Annotated in this window: 31 protein-coding genes; 6 read left to right on the top strand and 25 right to left on the bottom strand. The window is 29.2% G+C overall.

Going from position 1 to position 19,039, the window contains the following annotated elements:
- Positions 1 to 80: 80 nt before the first annotated feature.
- The 19 genes from AEBR_RS07900 to AEBR_RS07810 form a co-directional block, all read right to left on the bottom strand.
- Positions 81 to 302, bottom strand: a complete 222-nt coding sequence (locus AEBR_RS07900; protein ID WP_129087862.1) for a hypothetical protein — start codon at positions 300 to 302, stop codon at positions 81 to 83.
- Complete coding sequence (locus AEBR_RS07895; protein WP_129087863.1) at positions 299 to 607, bottom strand: hypothetical protein; 309 nt, start codon at positions 605 to 607, stop codon at positions 299 to 301. The genes AEBR_RS07900 and AEBR_RS07895 overlap by 4 nt, the downstream gene beginning before the upstream one ends.
- Positions 608 to 615: 8 nt before the next feature.
- Positions 616 to 1,026, bottom strand: a complete 411-nt coding sequence (locus AEBR_RS07890; RefSeq protein WP_206732679.1) for a hypothetical protein — start codon at positions 1,024 to 1,026, stop codon at positions 616 to 618.
- A gap of 107 nt (positions 1,027 to 1,133) precedes the next feature.
- Complete coding sequence (locus tag AEBR_RS07885; RefSeq protein ID WP_129087864.1) at positions 1,134 to 1,343, bottom strand: hypothetical protein; 210 nt, start codon at positions 1,341 to 1,343, stop codon at positions 1,134 to 1,136.
- A gap of 3 nt (positions 1,344 to 1,346) precedes the next feature.
- Positions 1,347 to 2,093 carry a hypothetical protein gene (locus tag AEBR_RS07880; RefSeq protein ID WP_129087865.1) on the bottom strand — a complete coding sequence of 249 codons (747 nt, stop codon included), beginning with the start codon at positions 2,091 to 2,093 and terminating at the stop codon, positions 1,347 to 1,349.
- Positions 2,094 to 2,456: a hypothetical protein gene (locus AEBR_RS07875; RefSeq protein WP_129087866.1), complete on the bottom strand. Its 363-nt coding sequence runs from the start codon at positions 2,454 to 2,456 to the stop codon at positions 2,094 to 2,096.
- Positions 2,457 to 2,804 (bottom strand): hypothetical protein, encoded by a 348-nt coding sequence (locus tag AEBR_RS07870; RefSeq protein WP_129087867.1) that lies wholly within the window; start codon positions 2,802 to 2,804, stop codon positions 2,457 to 2,459.
- Positions 2,804 to 3,187, bottom strand: coding sequence for a hypothetical protein (locus AEBR_RS07865; protein ID WP_129087868.1), 384 nt, complete (start codon positions 3,185 to 3,187; stop codon positions 2,804 to 2,806). Before AEBR_RS07865 ends, AEBR_RS07870 begins: the two co-directional genes overlap by 1 nt.
- Before the next feature lie 2 nt (positions 3,188 to 3,189).
- On the bottom strand, positions 3,190 to 3,468 hold the full coding sequence (locus AEBR_RS07860) for a hypothetical protein (RefSeq protein ID WP_129087869.1): 279 nt from the start codon (positions 3,466 to 3,468) through the stop codon (positions 3,190 to 3,192).
- A gap of 18 nt (positions 3,469 to 3,486) precedes the next feature.
- Complete coding sequence (locus tag AEBR_RS07855) at positions 3,487 to 4,458, bottom strand: hypothetical protein (protein WP_129087870.1); 972 nt, start codon at positions 4,456 to 4,458, stop codon at positions 3,487 to 3,489.
- Complete coding sequence (locus AEBR_RS07850) at positions 4,458 to 4,610, bottom strand: hypothetical protein (RefSeq protein ID WP_164969512.1); 153 nt, start codon at positions 4,608 to 4,610, stop codon at positions 4,458 to 4,460. Before AEBR_RS07850 ends, AEBR_RS07855 begins: the two co-directional genes overlap by 1 nt.
- Positions 4,611 to 4,634: 24 nt before the next feature.
- Complete coding sequence (locus tag AEBR_RS07845; protein WP_129087871.1) at positions 4,635 to 5,288, bottom strand: hypothetical protein; 654 nt, start codon at positions 5,286 to 5,288, stop codon at positions 4,635 to 4,637.
- 1 nt (position 5,289) lies between these two features.
- Positions 5,290 to 5,805: a hypothetical protein gene (locus AEBR_RS07840; protein WP_129087872.1), complete on the bottom strand. Its 516-nt coding sequence runs from the start codon at positions 5,803 to 5,805 to the stop codon at positions 5,290 to 5,292.
- Complete coding sequence (locus AEBR_RS07835) at positions 5,793 to 6,299, bottom strand: hypothetical protein (RefSeq protein WP_129087873.1); 507 nt, start codon at positions 6,297 to 6,299, stop codon at positions 5,793 to 5,795. Before AEBR_RS07835 ends, AEBR_RS07840 begins: the two co-directional genes overlap by 13 nt.
- Positions 6,300 to 6,399: 100 nt before the next feature.
- The gene (locus AEBR_RS07830; protein ID WP_129087874.1) at positions 6,400 to 6,615 is read right to left on the bottom strand and encodes a hypothetical protein; all 216 of its coding nucleotides are present in this window, start codon (positions 6,613 to 6,615) and stop codon (positions 6,400 to 6,402) included.
- Positions 6,615 to 7,058, bottom strand: coding sequence for a hypothetical protein (locus tag AEBR_RS07825; RefSeq protein ID WP_129087875.1), 444 nt, complete (start codon positions 7,056 to 7,058; stop codon positions 6,615 to 6,617). The genes AEBR_RS07830 and AEBR_RS07825 overlap by 1 nt, the downstream gene beginning before the upstream one ends.
- Positions 7,043 to 7,180 carry a hypothetical protein gene (locus AEBR_RS07820; protein WP_164969513.1) on the bottom strand — a complete coding sequence of 46 codons (138 nt, stop codon included), beginning with the start codon at positions 7,178 to 7,180 and terminating at the stop codon, positions 7,043 to 7,045. The genes AEBR_RS07825 and AEBR_RS07820 overlap by 16 nt, the downstream gene beginning before the upstream one ends.
- 14 nt (positions 7,181 to 7,194) lie before the next feature.
- Positions 7,195 to 7,401 carry a hypothetical protein gene (locus tag AEBR_RS07815; RefSeq protein ID WP_129087876.1) on the bottom strand — a complete coding sequence of 69 codons (207 nt, stop codon included), beginning with the start codon at positions 7,399 to 7,401 and terminating at the stop codon, positions 7,195 to 7,197.
- Entirely contained in the window at positions 7,401 to 8,003 is a 603-nt protein-coding gene (locus AEBR_RS07810; RefSeq protein ID WP_129087877.1) for a helix-turn-helix domain-containing protein, read from the bottom strand. Before AEBR_RS07810 ends, AEBR_RS07815 begins: the two co-directional genes overlap by 1 nt.
- A gap of 226 nt (positions 8,004 to 8,229) precedes the next feature.
- Here AEBR_RS07810 and AEBR_RS07805 point away from each other — a divergent pair, with 226 nt between their 5' ends.
- Complete coding sequence (locus AEBR_RS07805) at positions 8,230 to 9,285, top strand: tyrosine-type recombinase/integrase (RefSeq protein ID WP_129087878.1); 1,056 nt, start codon at positions 8,230 to 8,232, stop codon at positions 9,283 to 9,285.
- A 1-nt stretch (position 9,286) separates the two neighbouring features.
- Here AEBR_RS07805 and AEBR_RS07800 read toward each other — a convergent pair whose 3' ends face one another.
- The 5 genes from AEBR_RS07800 to hemW are packed head-to-tail and all read right to left on the bottom strand — an operon-like array spanning position 9,287 to position 14,018.
- Complete coding sequence (locus tag AEBR_RS07800) at positions 9,287 to 9,565, bottom strand: hypothetical protein (RefSeq protein ID WP_129087879.1); 279 nt, start codon at positions 9,563 to 9,565, stop codon at positions 9,287 to 9,289.
- 3 nt (positions 9,566 to 9,568) lie between these two features.
- The gene (locus AEBR_RS07795; RefSeq protein ID WP_129087880.1) at positions 9,569 to 10,051 is read right to left on the bottom strand and encodes a coiled-coil domain-containing protein; all 483 of its coding nucleotides are present in this window, start codon (positions 10,049 to 10,051) and stop codon (positions 9,569 to 9,571) included.
- 55 nt (positions 10,052 to 10,106) lie between these two features.
- Positions 10,107 to 12,074, bottom strand: a complete 1,968-nt coding sequence (locus tag AEBR_RS07790; RefSeq protein ID WP_129087881.1) for a M3 family metallopeptidase — start codon at positions 12,072 to 12,074, stop codon at positions 10,107 to 10,109.
- A gap of 18 nt (positions 12,075 to 12,092) precedes the next feature.
- Positions 12,093 to 12,917 (bottom strand): peptide chain release factor N(5)-glutamine methyltransferase, encoded by an 825-nt coding sequence (gene prmC, locus AEBR_RS07785; RefSeq protein WP_129087882.1) that lies wholly within the window; start codon positions 12,915 to 12,917, stop codon positions 12,093 to 12,095.
- A 45-nt stretch (positions 12,918 to 12,962) separates the two neighbouring features.
- A complete protein-coding gene (gene hemW, locus AEBR_RS07780) occupies positions 12,963 to 14,018 on the bottom strand; it encodes a radical SAM family heme chaperone HemW (protein ID WP_129087883.1) in 1,056 nt (351 codons plus the stop codon).
- A 55-nt stretch (positions 14,019 to 14,073) separates the two neighbouring features.
- Between hemW and AEBR_RS07775 the strand changes: the two genes are divergently transcribed.
- The 5 genes from AEBR_RS07775 to folP are packed head-to-tail and all read left to right on the top strand — an operon-like array spanning position 14,074 to position 18,146.
- On the top strand, positions 14,074 to 14,571 hold the full coding sequence (locus AEBR_RS07775) for an RNA pyrophosphohydrolase (RefSeq protein WP_128978269.1): 498 nt from the start codon (positions 14,074 to 14,076) through the stop codon (positions 14,569 to 14,571).
- Positions 14,572 to 14,574: 3 nt separating this feature from the next.
- Positions 14,575 to 15,786: an aspartate kinase gene (locus AEBR_RS07770; protein ID WP_129087884.1), complete on the top strand. Its 1,212-nt coding sequence runs from the start codon at positions 14,575 to 14,577 to the stop codon at positions 15,784 to 15,786.
- Between the two features lie 9 nt (positions 15,787 to 15,795).
- Positions 15,796 to 16,347 carry a HobA family DNA replication regulator gene (locus tag AEBR_RS07765; RefSeq protein WP_128978273.1) on the top strand — a complete coding sequence of 184 codons (552 nt, stop codon included), beginning with the start codon at positions 15,796 to 15,798 and terminating at the stop codon, positions 16,345 to 16,347.
- Between the two features lie 17 nt (positions 16,348 to 16,364).
- Positions 16,365 to 17,000 (top strand): DNA polymerase III subunit delta', encoded by a 636-nt coding sequence (locus AEBR_RS07760; protein ID WP_129087885.1) that lies wholly within the window; start codon positions 16,365 to 16,367, stop codon positions 16,998 to 17,000.
- The gene (folP, locus tag AEBR_RS07755; RefSeq protein WP_129087886.1) at positions 17,001 to 18,146 is read left to right on the top strand and encodes a dihydropteroate synthase; all 1,146 of its coding nucleotides are present in this window, start codon (positions 17,001 to 17,003) and stop codon (positions 18,144 to 18,146) included.
- On the opposite strand, the gene AEBR_RS07750 is transcribed toward folP, so the two are convergent.
- Entirely contained in the window at positions 18,143 to 18,973 is an 831-nt protein-coding gene (locus tag AEBR_RS07750; RefSeq protein ID WP_129087887.1) for a prephenate dehydrogenase, read from the bottom strand. The two genes, folP and AEBR_RS07750, sit on opposite strands and share 4 nt — an antisense overlap.
- Between the last annotated feature and the right edge of the window lie 66 nt (positions 18,974 to 19,039).

The raw sequence follows: 19,039 nt of genomic DNA, 5'->3' as shown, positions 1-19,039 counted from the left end.
TAAAAAAATGTAATTTTGATTGAGAGGATATAAAAAAAGTAAAGAAATTTAATGAGATTAAAAAAGGGCGCCGCGCGATTTTATTTGCTGCGCTCTAAAGTAGTAATTCTTTTGTCATGTTGCTCTGTAAGTGTGATTAATTTCTCTAAACCTATATTTATATTGCTAATTGTTGTGTTTACATTATTTGTAAATTTAGCAGCTCTTTTATAAAAAAGAGCCAACAAAATATAAATATGGTCTAAGAGCCATTGAAAGCTATCACTTAATGGAGCAAAAGTGTTTAAGTCTGGTTCAATCATTGTTTAACTCCTGATTTATTTAATATAAAAATACCCAAACCAATTAAAAGAAAGTAGGGTATATATTTTGAAGATGAGGCAAAAGCTTTAACACCATCTGCAAAGCCTGAGGCAACATCATCTAAAAAATTTATAGTTGCTGCAGCTTCACTTTTTAAAACATCAGCAGCACCATTTTTTATTTCTGCGTTGCTTGGAACTTCATAGTCTGGAAGTGTATCCGACACAATTTCATAAATCTTTGTTTGTGTTTCAGGTTTATCAAATGTTTGCAATGTTCCATCTTCATTGTAAGAAGTCCACATATTTGCACCTATGCTAGAGCTAAAGATACACCACTATTTATAACTTGAGTGTCATAAGGGTTATATCCATTCTCATGTAAGATAATAACTGTAACTAAATCATAAATTCTGTCTTTAACAGTTATAGGTTCATTTAGTCCAACTCCTAAATAGTCAGCGACATGAGTTGCGTAAGCATTAGTGTTGTTTTCACTTGCTGGTGCAAATCTACTAATAATTTGATTTACTGTATTTAGTCCGTAAAATTTTTGGTAATTTAGTAAGGTTTTAGCTCCTGCTCTAATACCATATGCAGGACTCACAAAAGTTTCAAATGCTGTATCTTCTCCAACAATTTTACCTTGCCAATCATTGCTTGATTTTCTTATGTTCATAGGGTTATTATTTCTAATCCCTCTTGGCTCTGTATAATCTGACACGATTTCTCCTATTTTTTCTGATACGCTGTTCCTACTTGTAATTAAGTAAAATATTGCAAATAAAATAATTGCTTTCAGCGTTGTTTTTTTGTTCATGTGAACACCTTTTAAGCCGTTGGGCTTAAGTCCTCTAATACCGCAACATTATAAGGCTCTATCAATCTAACTAACTTATAGTTTGTAGGTGCATTTATAAATTTTATTTCAAAGATTGGAAATCCTTCAGAGTCTTTTCCTTTCTCAACTGTTTGCGTATCTACTGCCACTTGATTTTCTTTTAAAAGTGGCTCAATTTCTTCTCTTTGTTCTGCTGTCATTTTTTAAACCTTTTTATTAATTAATTGTAAATAATAAGCACTCGTATTAGTGGTGGAAAGTGAAGAATTAACAATTTTAATTCTTTTTCCTCTAATTCCAATATACTCACCTAGTGTATTCGGAGTCGTTGAGGACCTACCACTTGTAATTGTTCCGTAAGCAGTAGTATAAGGAATGTCATCAATATATAAGTTTATTTTACCATTTGCTTCACCACTTGAAGATGTAGGCGCTTGTAAAGAAAATCTTAATAAATCACAATTTGCAATAGTATCTAATAAGGTTACATTTGAATTGCTTATACCATGTAGAATAGTTGCATTATCATAATCATAAGGTTGTATGATTTTATCAAGTTGCGCAAGTAATGAAGTATCAAAGCTCTTAACATTTTGACTTAAGAGTGAGTTTGTGACTTCCTCTGTTAAATTCATTGTTTGATTGTCTTGCTGTTCAATTTCCATATACTCATTATTGTTATAATCAATGACATCTGTTTGTATTTCAAGTTTTGATGTACTTGTTCCAATAGTGTGAATATATAATTGTGTTGGTGGTTGATATATTCCATTCTTTTTCCATCTTAAAATAGAATTGTTTTTTAATGGAAAGGCATTATCTAAGTCATGCTCTTCGTTTAAAGTTACATAAACTTTTACAGAGCTTGGCACACTTAAACCATGCAAATAGTTGCAAGGGTTAATTTTTAAGTTGCTATGCTCTTGCGCTAAACTTATTGTTCTTAACATTTAACTCCTTTTTTTGTTTTTATTTAAACCTAAGTAAGTTAGGTATAATCCAATTAAAGAAACATAGAGTAATATCCTATTGTTTCTAATCTGCTCATTGAATGATTTTTCTTGGAGTGATATAGTTTTTTCCTCCATGGCAATTTTTGCAATTTCGATTTTTTGCTGGTCTGTGAATTCTCCATCATTTTGCGCTAGAGATTGTTCAATATCAAAGTTAAGCTTATCTCTGTAAACTTTTGCCATTTCTTCAAAATCAAAAACCACGCTTATATCAGTATCATTGTTTAAAGTAGTTTCATTCTTTGTTGTAGTTGTAGTTGTGGAAGAGCTACCACCTCCACCGCCTAAAAGTCCCCCCATTTAAAAGCTCCTTACATATTGATAAACTTCAAAACCATCAATTAGACCTATAAATTTAGTATGATTTTTAAAATCTCTATTTTTCCCAGTCCTATAAATTGGCATATTGAAGCTAAACATTAATTTTTCTATTTTTTTATAGAATTCTAAAAAACTTTTATTTTTTGAATTGGTCCACCCATAAGTAGACCATACCGCACCATTTAAAAAATGAAATACAAAAACATGATTAGGGTTTTCTTTTTTATCAGCTATACAAAAACCATCTTTTAAAAACTTTTGGTTTTTATCTACTTGCCCATCTTTTACAAGTGATTCCAAAAAATCATAGTTTTCTAAGATATACATCATTTAGCCTTTTTCTTTTTCCCTAACATTGGATATAAAAAAAACATAAATGCAGCCGCAATACCTCCAACAATAAAATATGGTTTTGTATCATTCCAATTTACACTATCTTTGATTTTTGTAAAAAAATCATCTATGGGCGCAACATCTCCACTTCTTGCAACACTTCCACCGCTACCACTTCCACCAAGTCCAACACCAACTGACGCTGTTGCGTCTTCTCTAGTTGTTTGCTCTTGTTTTGTTTGCTGCGTTGGTGTTTGGCTATTTGTTGAGTCTGTTGATTGTCTACCATCTCCCACATTAATCGTAAGTAGGTTACTTTGTAATGAGCTATTTTGTAGTGAACTAGATGTCGTTACTTTTGCGCCTAAATCTAACATAATTAAACCTTTTTAATAAGTATTATTGCAGCAATAACACCTATTCCAGCAACTAAAATGTTTTTTGGTTGTGAAAAATCAATACCAAAAAAAGTTGAGCTACTTTCTTGTTGTATCTGTTGGTTTGGTGTTGGTTTTAAGTCACTAGCTTCACTTGTTTGCGATTGATTGTTATTAGTAGGGTTTTTTGCTTCTTCTATGCTAACCCATAACCCACCAATACCAAAAAGTGTGTCTTGAACATCTCCCCAACTCCATCCACTTTCTGTTGTACCTGCCATTTATTATCCTTTCGGCTTTTACGCCTTTTCTACTGTCTCATAGATAATATTTAAAATTGGTTCACTTGCAGCACCTTTGATTACATCGACTTCCAATTTACTATCTACAAAAAGCCCAGTTGTTTTAAGTGCCTCTGTATATTGACCTTGTGCAATATTTAAAACTAAGATACCATCGAAATCACTATCATTGTAATCTCTTAATGTTTCTCTGTTCCATGCTTCAAGTGTTGCAGAATCAACATTTATAAGCTTTTGTGTTGCATTTTTGATAATTACATTTTTAATGTGTCCAGTTGATATTTTTCCACCATCAGTTACATACATCATAATTTTTGAGATTTCAACATTATTTGGAATGTCTAATTCCCAATTTGGATTGCTTGAATTAAAAGAAGGTGTTCTCATAATTGGCTTTTTGTTTAACGGTGTCATTGTTTGTGTAGTTCCATCAGTTGCAATATATTTGTTTAAGACTACATCAGTTTTAAACAGTTCAGTAATTCCAACTATTGTTTTTGTAACTGTACAATTTGATATTTTTGTTCCAGGAGCGGCAACAATTTGAGTTAATAAGTGATCATAGTTTCCTGTATTAAATAAAATTGTATCTTTTGGAGCGATAAAGTCTAAAGATAGGAAATCAATAATTAATTGAATAGTTGATATTTTTCCAGTTCCTGACGTTTTATCAATTGAGTAAACAAGTTGTTTTCTAAGTTCTAACTGTCTTACCAAATGAGCTGTTAGATCTAAGTCATAAATCTCATTCCCCGCTCCAATTTGTAGAGTTAGTTTTGAGAGTGCATTTGCAAGAAAATCATAAATTGTTATAGCAGGATCTAGTGCAGCTGCATTGTCATGATAAACTGTAATTTTATGAGAATAAGCTTGTACAGAGTAAGCCTGATATTTATTCATTTTAACTTGTTCTGTATCATTTGGTTTAATTTCTACAAATTTATTGTTTATGATATTTTGTCTTATCATTATTGAGCCCCTCCCACCATTGAAGTTGCTTTATTTCCGTACTCTTTACCTTTTGAAACTGCTGCTGCAATTCCTCCCGCACCTAATATGAATGCAGCTGCTACTGTAAACCATATATTTTTTTTTGCAAAACTTGTAATTTGTCTTAACATTGTATTTTTTCCTTATTTGTATATTTATAGCATTTGTGCTATTGATTTTTTGAGCTTATGAACTCTCCTATATCCGCGCTTACCGATTATTAGAAATTCTCTAAATTTCAAATTTTTAATTAAATTAGGTAGATTTTTATCCCTCCTTTCAAAAAATTTAAGTGCGTTTGCGCTTTCTATGTTTGAAGTGATGATATAGTCTGCATTTTGTTTTATAACTTCATGTGCTGCAGTTGCTTGTTTATAAATGCAAATAACTTCATGCTCTCTATTCCTAGATAGATATAAAGTTTCATAAATAGGATTTTGAGTTGAGGCTTGATAAACGAAATACAAATCCATTTCTTCATAAACGATAGTAATATGTTTAAAGTCCCATAAGAGCTGCGAACATTTTTCAATCTCTTCACGTTTATTCATATTTTTAGAAAACCGCACTACTATTTGAAGATTTGCTTTCCTAATTGCTTTTAGCCATTTTGGATTATTCAAATAGTAGTACAGTTGTTGATATCCATTTGCTATAAGTCTGTAATCATTTTTTCCAAATTGTGCAGCAACATCAAAGATAACAGTAGGGCGGTTTAATATCTCCATTAATGCGGTTGCATTTGTTGTTTTTCCGTCTCCTTTATCCCCCATAAAGAGATATACATTATTTTGGGTTGCTGTTCTCATTTTATGCCTTTTTTTCTTCTTTTTTAGGTTGTTTTTTTGGAAATATAAAGTTAATAGCTTTCTTTGGAGCTTCTTTTATATCTTTGAAAAGTACATCTAAAAGTAGGGCAGATATAACAATCGTATGACCTATAATTCCCACCTTTTGCATATTTTGAGGTTGTACTTTTTCAAGTAGCCCCTGGGCGGAATTAATAGACCATGTTTTAATCAATTTATTAAGTCCATTTCCATGAAACTCTTTTTTAGCTTCATCAAGACTATTTATGATTTGAGTTGCCAAACTCTCTGCGCCAGTATCTGTTATTCTTGGTTGTGATTCTTCATTGTCTCCTTCTAAAGCAAGTTTAAAAAGATTTGGTTTTGACATTTTTAAGCTACCAATACTTTTTTTAGTAAAACCTTTTTCAATAAGATATTCTCCTATCTCTTTAACTGTGTGATTGTCACTTATTGTTTTTTGATTTGTTTCTAAAAGTTCAAGAAATTCTTCTCTTGATAGTTCTATTTTTGCCATAGTACACTTTCCTTTGTCTGTTCTTTGTTCTGTTGTCTGTTGTCTGCTCCTTGTTCTGTTGTGTCAGTTTCTGACATTTCGGAGTGCCTATTTTTCGACCATCTAACAACAGAAACTACAACGGCAGCAACAACAGAAAAAACAAGCAAGGAGTTAAAGAAACCGCTCTTTTTATCTTCGTTGGTGTTGTTTGTAGTCTCTGTTTTTTGAGCTTGTGCCTTTTGATACTTTGCTTTCTTTTCTCTATCTTGGATTGTTTGAGTAAGCTTTTCTTCATTTTGTTCAATGAACTCTTCAATAACATCATGATTGTCACTATTATCACTAGAATTATTATTGTCATTATCGGAAGAGCTAGAGCTATTATCATCATTAAATGAAGTATTGTTATTGTTTTGAGCTTCAAGGTTGTCATTATCTGCCTCACAATCAGGGCAGATACCATCTGCATTTAAGTTTTTTTTGTCAGTTTGACACTTTTTACATTGTTCCATTAATTCTCCTTTTAAGAAATATATGTTAGAGTTATATATCTCTTTGACGGAGAATTTATTTCATCTTACAAAGTGCCAAAAAGTAAGATGAGCCTTTTACTTATCTTTTATTTTTAAAAGCCTCTTCTAATTTTTCTTTGATTTTTGGTCTATCATCAAACATACTAAATTTTGGTAATTCTTCATAAAATGATAGATAATACTCTTCTATTTGGTTATATGTACCGTTTAAGTATAAATGTACTTCCAAATAATTAACTTTTAATCTTTCATCTTTCATCTTTGAGCTTTTTTCTGTTATATAACCTTTTTTCATTATTTCCCCTTTAAATTAAATTTTGAGCCGATTAGCTCTAAAGCTTGTTTGAATAGTCCTCTCATTCCAGAGATTGACACTGCAAGTAATACAATTATTAAGATATACCAATCGGGCATTAAATCAAGAGATTTAAAAGCTTTTAGAACTTCATCTTGATAACCTATAAAAGCCATAATCATAGGTATATAAAAAATGATAAGTATAAACTCATCTTTATAGGTTTTAGCCATGTCAATAGTTGTTTGCATATCCAAATTATATGTTTGTGCTTGGTCTTGTTCTGCCATTCTTATTTGGCTTTGAGCTTTTGCAACTTTTAACTCATGGTCTAGTTGTACAAGTTCCTTCTTATTTTCAAGTTTGATTTTTTTTATCTCACTTCTGTTACTGTTCCAACTTGAAAAGGCATCAACACCCAATTTAATTAATTCAAAGAGCATCTTTTGTCCTTCTTATCAATTAAGCTTATTTCTGTTTTCACATTTGCATTAAAATCATAAACAATTACTTTCTGTTTACTTCTAACGATTAGTGTCTTTTTAGGTAAAGTAGGGTTACTCATTTTTATTACTCCTTTTAAAATAATGCTTTTCCAACACCAATAATACTTGAAAGAGGGTAGTCTTTTACTTCAAAATCTTTGCAAATTTCGCCTTTTCCTTTGTATTTATGTTCTTTTACGGTTACAATTTCATTTTCGTAACATACATTCTTTATAAACTTCTTAGCGGGTAGGGTAGTAACGATTACTACTTCATCGCCACAACTTAAAAATACGTCCATTACTGCTCCTTATTTTTAGTTTTAATATAATTGGTTATAGTCTCGTGATTTTTATACAACTGTTCCCATAAGTAATAAATAGTTTCTTTTTCAGTAGTAGGGGAGTAAGCTCTATTTAGTTTTGTGTTTTCTAATAGACCTTTATCATTGATTTTAATTGGTACTTTTGTATCATCTGCCTTTGTAATTGTACATTCAAAACCAATAGCCCAAATTTTACACCAATTTCTAAAGTGATGTATAGATTTAAACTCTTTAGGAATAATAGCTTTTTTCTCTTTTTTGTATCTATCTACATAGTATTTGTAGTTTGTGTATATATGCCTTACTGCTTCATTAGGATTATTAACAATTCTTTTCCTATCAACATCAATCCATATAAGTTCTAATTGTGAAAGTTTAGAAACAGCATTTATAACAGTTCTAAGAGAAGTATTACTTGCGCTAGATATTTCTTCATTTGTTAATGTACATTTTTTTTCTTGTGAGCCTATAATATTGTGAATAACTATAAATATGATTTTTTCATTATTGTTTAATAAAGGATTGTTAAATACATCAATAGGGCATGAGGGATTGAATTTAAGATGAAAATTAATCATTTTTTACCTTTCGATAAGTAAAAAAATAATATAATTTATTCATGTATAATATAAAAAAATATATAAGCTTATTATTTACTGAAAAAGTATCAATTCTAAGAGCAGTCGACTCTAAGTAATCCCTTTTTAAGGTACTCTTTGCCATAATAGTTTGAAAATTATGGTTTTCAATACTAATATATTAAAATTATGCTAGAATTAAACAAATATATTAAAAGGTTTATAAATGAGATATGATTTAGACTTCTATGAAAGTTATGATAAAACTCTTCTTTTTTGGATAGAGAGATTTGTTAGAAATAAATTAACTACACTATCAAACTCAAATGTTGTAGATAAAAACTCTCTTGCAGCAATAATACAAAGTTTAGTAAAAGGTACAAAATCTATAGATGAGTTGTCTATTATTGTTAAAAATGCTAGAAATATTGGATTAGCAGGAATCAATACCTATTTTAATCCTTTATTAAAATTATATGAATTTCTTACAAATTTAGGATTAAAATCAATGAAAGAGATTGATGAGGAGTTACTTAGTGATTTTTTAGCAAGTACCACAAGTGGTTTATCTGATGCTTCAAAAAAGAATCACAGAATCGCCCTGCTTTCATTTTTCTCATATATAGATAAACAAAATGAAACTTCAGATGGAAACTCTTATCTTTTTAAAATTGAACTTAAAAACTGGGGAGGACTAAGAGGAAAATCTGGTACAAAACTGCCTGCTTTTATGAATAAAGAGGAGATAAATAGATTTCTTGAAGCAATTGAGAGTTTTGAGTTTTCTATTGAAACCTCATATAGAAATAGACTTATTCTAAAAATTATAATCTATACAGGAATTAGGGTATCTGAGATGTTAAATCTTAGAATTAGAGATATATTTAAAGAGGATGATGTTTATATTTTACAAGTAAGAGGAAAAGGAAACAAACCAAGAGTTGTTATGATAAAAGCTAAAATTATAGAAAATGATCTACAAAATTGGCTAAGTATTCGTGTATGTAATGATGATTTGTTAGTTTGCAATAAAAAAGGGAGTAGATTAACCCAAGCTTATGTAAGTAGAATTGTTGAAAATATATTGATTAGTGCAGGGATTAGAAAAGAGAAAAATGGAGCACATATGCTAAGACACTCATTTGCTACCCTACTTTATCAAAAACATCATGATTTAATTCTTGTTCAAGAAGCATTAGGTCATGCAGATATCAATACTAGCAGAATTTATACCCATTTTGATAAAGAGAGATTAAAAGCAACTACTAATTTAATAGATTAGATTACCAAAGAGAACCTGTTTCATTATCATTAATTGAACTGTCTTCAATCTCTAGATAAATCTCTTCATCATAGTCTAGATAGATTGAATACTCTCCAATATTGATGCTATTTTGAATATTTTTTTTATTTAAATAAGCATCATCTGTCCCATTTGAAAGGTCCGAGAGATAGTACTCAACCATAGAAGGAGCCATTGAAGTAATGACTAAATCTAGAGATTCAAAATTATCAACTCCAAAAGTACTATATAATGAAGTTTTATTTAAAAGTAGAACCATATATTAATTATTGAAGCCATTTAATAAAGAGGCCATTCTATTTAAATCTATTTTATTTTCAGAAGAGTTTGATCCTCCCTCTTCTTTATTATCAACAACGATCTCTCCAAAACTATCCCTTGCATTTTTTTTAGGTTCAGGAGCTTTTTCCACAATAGTTGTTTGTTGTGGTTGATTTGGTGCTTTTGCATAATTTGGTGCGGCAGGGTGATTTTTCTTACTTAGAAGACCTTCTATTTTACTAAGCATTGAAGTGATATTTGATGAGTCTTTTTCTGTACTATCTTGAAGAGTATTTACATTATCCTCTAAAGATCTTTTATCTTTCTCCAATAAAGTGATTTTCTCTTTTAAGTTAGAAATCTCACCTCTTAATTTACTATTATCATTTTGTAATGCATCGTATGAGTTTTGTAACTCTTCATATCCAACAATCAATTTTTCTAGTGCTTCATTTAGTTTTGCTATTGTTTCAGCATTTGTCATGAATCAATTCCTTATAATCTGTACATATTTATTATGGTCATAATTATTACAAAAGTTAGCTAATAATTCCATCAATTTTTAATAAAGAGTCAACACTTGGCTTTCTATTGGCAAATTCAAAAAATAATTCATCCATATTTTTAGAACCACCATTTTTTAAGACAATATTTTTATATTTAACTGCAAGTTCTCTATTTAATACTTTACCTGAATCAATAAACATATAAAATGCATCTGCACTTAAAACTTCTGCCCATTTATAAGAATAGTATCCAGCAGCATAACCACCTGCAAAAATATGAGAAAAACCATTTTGAAATTTATTATATTTTGGAGGTTTTATAACTGAATATTTTTCTCTAATACCATCTAGAAGTTTTTGTATTTCATCTTCATTTGTGTATAATTTTTGATGTAGCATAAAATCAAACAGTGCAAATTCTACTTGTCTTAACATTGATAATGATGACTGGAAATTTTTTGCTGCAATAATTCTATCAATAGCTTCATCACTAAGAACTTCAGCTGTTTTATAGTGTTTTGAAAACAGTTTTAGAACCTCTTTATCGTATGCAAAGTATTCTAAAAATTGTGATGGAAACTCTACTACATCCCAAGCAACTCCAGAGATACCACTTACAAATGGTTCTGATACATTACTTAATAAGTGATGTAAAGCGTGACCCATTTCATGGAATAGTGTAACTACATCAGAGTGTCGTAAAAGAGAAACAGTGTTTTGTGTTGAAGGAGGAAAATTACATACAATATATGCAGTGGGAAGTTGCTCTTTACCATTTTTATCAATATAATATGAGTGCCAATTATTCATCCAAGCACCCCCTCTTTTGTCGCTTCTTGCCTCTAAATCAATATATATTCTTGCAATGATTTTATCATCTTCACTAATATTAAATACTTTTACTTTATCATCCCAAGTTTTTGCATTTGTCTGAGTAAATTTGATATTAAAAACTTCATATAAGAAGTTAAAAAAGCCATTTAAGACAGAGTTTTGTTCTAAAAATGGTCTGTAATACTCTTCATCTAAATCATATTTGGCTTTTTTAAGTTTCTCACTATAATATGATAAATCATAGCTTTTAATATCATTTATTCCATCTTTTTTAGCAAACTCTTTTATCTCTTCAATCTCTTCTAAAGCTCTATGTTCACCTTTTTTTGCTAACTCTTCTAAAAAATAGACAACCTCTTCTTCACTATTTGCCATTTTAGTTGCCAATGAATATGATGCGTAATTATCAAACCCAAGAATCTTTACTTCTTCATCTTTTAATTTTAAAATCTCTTCAATCAATTTTCCATTTTCGGGTGCTCTTGTTGTATAAGCTTTGTATATTTCTTCTCTTTTTTTTCTATTTGTTCCATAAGTAATATATGCAATATATGATGGCATTTGAAGTGTAAATTTATATTTTGTTTTCCCCTCTTCTTCAAACTTTGCAAGTTCTAAATCTGACTGTGGAATCTCTTTTACATCTTCAAAATCTTCTATAATCATCTCATAAGAGTTTGTTGCATTTAGTAAGTTTTGTGAGAACTTATGTGAGAGTTCACTTAGTCTTAAGTTCAACTCTTTAAGTCTAGATTTTTTATTATTATCTAAATGACAACCACTTAATTTGAAGTCTCTTATCTCATTTTCAAGAACTTTTTTTTGTATATCATTTAATGATGTATAACTCTTATCTTGTATATCTTTTAAAGAGGTATAAATATTATCATTTTGAGAAATCTCAGTTTCATAATCTGAGATTAAAGGAAGGCAATCTTCATAAACTTTTTGAGTTATTTCTGAGTTCTTAACTGAATCAATATGAAAGATAGGAGTAATAAATTCATTTATGCTCTCCCCTATTTCTTGATAAGGCTTAACAAAATTTTCATAGCTTTTTTCTTCAATTACTAAAAGCTCATCAATCTTTTTTCTACTACTATTTAAAAGAGTCTCTAACTCTATTTTACTATTTTCAAAATTTTCTAAATTAAATTCATTAAACATATTTTATTCTCCTTGTTTCTATTTTAATTTTGCAACAAAACCTCTGTCAAAATTTTCATAATCTTTATAAAACTCATACTCTTTTATATTTAGAGTATTTAAAACTTTTTCCAAAGGCTCTTTTTGATCATATCCCATTTCACATAATAGGTATGTAATCTCTTTATTGTAACTGTTTTCTATAATCTTTTTTAAAAGTTCATCCCCTATTTCTCCTCCAAAAAGTGCATTTGAAGGTTCATATTTTACATTTTTAGGTAATTTATAGTTATTTGCAATATATGGAGGGTTCGATATGGTCATAAATATATCTGTTTCTAAAACTTCTTCATATAGATTACTAAGTCTAAACTCAATTTTATCTTCTACATTAAACTTTTTTGCATTCTTTTTTGCTAATTCAATTGCTTTTTCATTTATATCAACTGCAATTATTTTTATATCTTTTATTAATAGAGCAAGCATAACTGAGATAATACCACTTCCAACACCTATTTCAACAACTTTAGTTGTAGTGTCTCTCTTTTGCAAAATATCAACTGCTTTTTCAACTAAGAGTTCTGTTTCAGGTCTTGGTATTAAAACACCCTCTTCTACTATAAATGTTTCCCCATAAAAGGAAGCTTTATTTATGATATATTCCAAAGGATAATCTGTGGCTCTTTTATTAACTAGTTTTTCTAGTTCTTTCTCTTTTGTAAATTCAATATTGTAGTTTATATGAAGCCAGATATTGTTTTTATCTAAAAGATGGCAAATGAGAATTTCAACCTCTTTTGCAGGAATATGAGTTATGTACTTTAGTTTTTGAGACTCTTTTTTTACTATCTCTTTTATTGTCATCTATTTTATACCTTTTAAAAATTTTGTATTATAGTTAAAAAATGATTACTCTAATATATAAAGAGCTAATTCATCAGCTAATAAGAAGTTTTTATTATAAATTTGTCCACTTATCTCTTTTAATTTGTCCTCTTCAAGTAGTTCTATTAATCTTTTTAGTTGCTTCTCATTAAGTATGTTTTTATCAAAACCATTACTACATCTAAGCCCTAAAAGAACTTTTTCTACTACTATATCTTCGTTAGATAACTCTTCAATCTCATAATCTAAAGGATTTTTTATATACTCTTCAATTCCTTTTTTAGGATAATATCTATAATTGTTTAAACATCCAACTGCTCCTGCACCAATTCCAAGGTAGTTTTTATGTTGCCAATAGCCATAGTTATGTTTTGATTCGTAATCTTTTTCTCTTGCAAAATTTGAAATTTCATATTGTGTAAAACCATTTTCTTTCAAATAATCAAAAATTTTATATGATAACTCTTCATCATCAATTTTAATCTCAGATTTATTGTAGAATTTTGTTCCCTCTTCAAGGGTTAATGAGTAGGCACTTATATGTTCAATTTTTAGTTTAAAAAGAGTGTCAAAATCCTCTTTTATAAGTTCAAAACTATCATTTTGTACACCGTATATTATATCACAGTTAATACTATTAAAACCTATACAAATGGCATTTTGTATAGCACTTAGTGCTCCTTTTGCATTATGAGCACGATTTAACTTTTTAAGTTTTTCATCATTAAAACTTTGTACTCCAAAACTGATTCTATTTACTCCTAAACTCTTCATCCCTTCAAGCCAAGTTTTTGATGCAGAGTTTGGATTACATTCACTTGTTATTTCACAATCATCTATTATATATGGTTTTATTATTTTAAATATCTCTGTATACTCTTCATACCTAATTGTGCTTGGAGTTCCACCACCAATAAAGAGTGTCTCAATTTTTTTGTCAATATTTTTTAAATCATTTTTTAGTTGTTTTTCCAAAGCTCTCATATACTCTTTTTTCAGGTGAAACCTGTCTGTATAGGAGTTGAATGCACAGTAATGACATTTACTATCGCAAAAAGGAATATGTATATATAAAAGCAATTTTTAATCCTAGTTTTATTATAATTTCAGGCTAATTATAAGGGAAAATTTATTTATGACTGATAAAGAAAACGAAGAAATTACAAAAGAGAAAAAGAACTATAGACCAAATGTTGCAGCAATTGTGTTATCAGCTAAATATCCTGAAAAATGTGAAATTTTTATCGCCTCTAGAACAGATGTTGAAAATGCTTGGCAGTTTCCACAAGGAGGAATTGATAAAGGAGAAAACTCTAAACAAGCGTTATTTAGGGAACTTGAAGAGGAAATAGGAACAAGAGCTATTGAAATAGTAGCTGAATACCCTGAATGGGTAAGTTATGATTTTCCTGCAGCAATTGCTAAAAAAATGTATCCATATGATGGACAAATACAAAAATATTATTTGGTTAAATTAAAAAAAGGTGCAAAAATTAATATAAATACTGAGATTCCAGAGTTCAGTGAGTATAAATTTGTGCCAACTAACAAGATATATGATTATATTACGTTCTTTAAAAGAACAGTTTATAAGCAAGTGTTAAAATATTTTAAAAAAGAGGGTTACATATAGAAAATGTTAAAAGTTTTAAAATTTGGCGGTACAAGTGTAGGAACACTTGATAGAATACAAAATGTTGCAAACATCATTAAAAAAATTAAAGATGAAGGTCACGATATAATTGCAGTTGTTTCTGCAATGAGTGGTGAGACTAATAAATTGATTGAATACGCAGAGTATTACTCAAAAAGTCCAGAACCAAGTGAAGTTGATATGTTATTAAGCTCAGGTGAGCGAGTTACCTCTGCTTTATTATCTATTGCATTAAATGAACAAGGTTATAAAACTACTTCAATGAGTGGGAGAGAAGCTGGTATTTTTACAGATAGTTCTCATACAAAAGCAAGAATTGAAGAGATTGACACAACAAATATGAAAAATGCTATAAAAGATGGCAAGATTGTAATTGTTGCAGGGTTTCAAGGTGTTACAATTGATACAAAAAGAGTATCTACTTTAGGTAGAGGTGGTTCTGATTTAACTGCTGTAGCAATTGCAGGTGCAATTGAAGCTGATGTTTGTGAAATATATACTGATGTTGATGGTATTTACACGACAGATCCTAGAATTGAACCAAAAGCTAAAAAGTTGGATAAAATCTCTTATGATGAAATGCTAGAACTAGCTTCATTGGGAGCAAAAGTATTACAAAATAGATCTGTAGAGATGGCGAAAAAATTAAATGTAAATTTAGTATCAAGAAGCAGCTTTACGCCAGAAGTTGAAGGTACATTAATAACTAAGGAAGAGAACATTATGGAAAAACCAGTTGTAAGTGGTATTGCATTGGATAAAAATCAAATTAGAGTTGGTATGTATGGGGTTATAGATAGACCAGGTATTGCATCGACTATTTTTACTGCACTTGCAGATGCTAATATTAATGTTGATATGATAGTACAAACAAGAGGTGCAGATGGTAAAACTGATATGGATTTTACAATTCCAAGAACTGACTTAGAGATTTGTAAAAAAGTTATGTCTCAATTTAAAGCAGAAGCTGAAAAAATTGATTACAATGATACTATCTGTAAAGTATCAATTGTAGGTGTTGGTATGAAATCTCACACAGGTGTTGCTTCAAAAGCATTTAGTGCATTAGCGAATGAGAATATAAATATAAGAATAATTTCAACAAGTGAAATAAAAATATCAATGATTATTGAAGAAAAATATGCTGAGTTGGCTGTTAGAGCACTACATGAAGCATATCATTTAGATAAATAGGTTTTTATAGTGCAAGAGTTTTTAAATTGGACCGTTGATACAATAAGAGAAGATAGATTAATCTCTCCTTGGTTAGAAGAGAAAAAATATGAATGGGTGCCTTTAGTATCTAAGTCAATAGTAAATATTTTTGAAAGAAGTTGTTCTGTACTTATAATAACAGATAGTGAAAGAGACTGGTTTTTAAAATATATATTGACTAATTTAAACTCAAGCAAGCAAAATAGACCTTTTTTGCCTTTTTATAATTTTAAGTCATTCTATAAAGATTTGGATGACTTAAAAACAGAAGATGATATTTCATTTATAAAAGATATGTTAAATATCTCTTTTCCTAATGGATACTGTTTTTGGTATATTGGGAAAAGTAACGATGTTAGAGCAACTTTGCCAAAATTTAGTAAAAACTCTTTTCTTTGGATTTTTGATGAAGAGATTCAAGATGCATTTAATCTAAAAACAAGTGATGAAGCTTTAGATATGAAACTTCTGCAAATGTTTAGACTTTATGATAAAACTTTGAGTGCTGCACTTTTTGCAGAGATCAATGTTGAACACTAGTTTGGATTCTTTTTTATATGTTTATAGATAAAAAGATTGAAACAGCACAAATACTTATAGTAAATGATGTGGAAGAGGCATTAAATACTCTTTTACCTTTTTATTCAAAACATAATATAAGAGTTATAAAAAATGATCAAAAAGATGAATTTCAAATTGCTCAAGCCCATGCAGCTATAAAAGAGGCATATATCTCTTCAAATGAAAAAAAATATTTGATTTTAGTTGGTAGAAGTTTTAGAAATGAAGCTCAAAATGCTCTTTTAAAAGTTTTTGAAGAGCCTCCTAAAAATATAGTTTTTATTATAATCACAAGTTCAAAATCGTCTATTTTACCAACAATTTTTTCAAGAATTCCTCATAAATATTATAAAACTGTATCAAAAAGAGAAGAGATAACTTTAGATGTTGATAAATTGGATTTAAAAGAGGTTTATCTTTTTCTAAAAGATAGTCAAAGAATTACTAAAGATGAAGCTAGAACGATAATTGAAGCAATACTTTATAAAGTGAGTTCAAAAAAAATTGAATTGAATCAAAAAGAGTTGGAGCTTTTTTCAAAATCTATTAAACTTTTAGAATTGAACTCTAGACCAATAAATGTACTTACCTCTCTTTTACTTATGTTATTAAATAGAAACAAAAGAGTTTAAATGAGAGTTTTTAAAGTAAAGAATAAAAATATTAGCTCTTTCCTTGAAAAACTTGGTTGCGATAAGGGTGGAGTTAATATTTTATCAAAAAAGAGTGAACTTCATACTCTTTATATAAAAGACTTACATGTTGGTGCTGCAAATATTTTAAAACAAGATGCTCTGTCTATTGGTGCAGATTTAGCTGTTCCAAATGGTGTTGTAATTGCAAGTGAAAAATATTTTGATGCTTTGTTAATAGGAACTACAAAACATTTTGAAATTTTAAGTAAAAAAGAGTTAGCTCAGCCTTTTGGACTTAAAAATTTGGCACATTACTTAAAAACATTTATAAATCAAAAAGAGTTTAAAACAAAAATCATGGGTATAGTTAATGCTAATGATGACTCTTTTTTTGAAAAAAGTAGATTTCAAGGTTCAAATGCAATTTCAAAAATGGAACAGATGATTGAAGATGGAGCTGATATTATTGATTTGGGTGGAGTTTCAAGTAGACCAGGAAGTATTGCTGTTCCTTGGAAAGAAGAACTTGAAAGATTAAAACCTATTTTGGATCTAATTTTTGAGCAAAAACTCTATGAAAAAGTAGACTTCTCTCTTGATTCTTATGAACCAGAAGTTTTAAAATATGCATTAGATAGAGGTTTTAAAATTGTAAATGATATAACAGGTCTTGAAAATGATGAAGTTTGTAAACTCTCTGCTTCATACAAGGCACAAGTTGTTATTATGCATATGCAAAAAGACCCAACAAATATGCAAAAAGATCCCTTTTATGAAAATGTAATTCTTGATATTGATGAATTTTTTGAAAATAGAGTTGCAAAAGCAAAAGGTTTTGGTATTGAAAATATTGTTTTAGATGTTGGCATTGGTTTTGGTAAAACTTTAGAGCATAATTTATTACTTCTAAAAAATCTTGAACATTTTAAACATTTTGGTTATGAACTATTAATTGGTGCAAGTAGAAAATCTATGATTAATATGGTTGTCCCCTCTTCTATTGAAGATAGACTTCCAGGAACTTTAGCTATTCATTTGGAGTCAATTAAAAATGGGGCTTCAATTATTAGATGTCATGATGTAAAAGAGCATTATCAAGCTATAAAACTTCAAGAAGCAATACAGAGTGTTGAGATACTTTAAAGTATCTCATGTAAGCTATTGGCTTTTGCCATCCACATTTTTAAATCTTCATAATCTTCATTTTGGACCATTTCTCTAACTTCTTTCATATGGCTTTCAAATTGGTCAATAGCTTTTAAAAGATTTTTTCTATTTTGTTTAAAAATGTCAGTCCACATATTTGGGCTTGATTTAGCTACCCTACTCATATCTTTAAATCCACCTGCTGCTAAAGCTAAAATAGATTTTGGATCTTCATGGTTCATTACTGTATTAGCCAATGAAAAAGATATTGCATGGGGAAGATGAGACATATAACAGGCATGAATATCATGTTCATTTGCATCCATTACTACTATTCTCATCCCAATCTCTTGAAAAAGTCTAAATGCTCTATTTACATGGAGATTGTCATTATCTTCTAGATTACATAAAACAACCGTATTCCCTTCATATAAATTATCAATTGCTGCTTTAGGACCTGACTTTTCAGTTCCAGTCATAGGGTGTGCAGCAATAAAATTTTTTCTGATTGTTGATGGAACACTTTTAATAATAAACTCTTTTGTTGAACCTAAATCCATAATTGTTGTATTTTTATTAATATCTAAAAATTCTGGCAAAATAGATATTATATTATCAACAGGAATAGCTAAAATAATTAAATCACAATTTTTTTTCATTGTATCAATATCTGTTAATTCATCGACTAAATTCAATTCTATAATCTCATTTTTTGATTTTTCACTTCTTGCATATCCATAGATTTTTTTAGCTAAAGAGTATTTTTTTAGTGCTTTTGCTAGAGACCCACCCATCAAACCGAGTCCTATTATACCTATATTCAATTTTTTGCCTTTATAATTTTATTTTAAAAAGGTGATTATATCTTAACCATCCTATAAAGTTTATTT

Origin of the sequence: Halarcobacter ebronensis (genome assembly GCF_013201825.1) — a bacterium.
In the GTDB taxonomy this organism is placed as follows: Bacteria; Campylobacterota; Campylobacteria; order Campylobacterales; family Arcobacteraceae; genus Halarcobacter; species Halarcobacter ebronensis.
The sequence above is the reverse complement of the archived record's forward strand: the minus strand, read 5'-3'. Positions and strand labels throughout refer to the sequence as shown.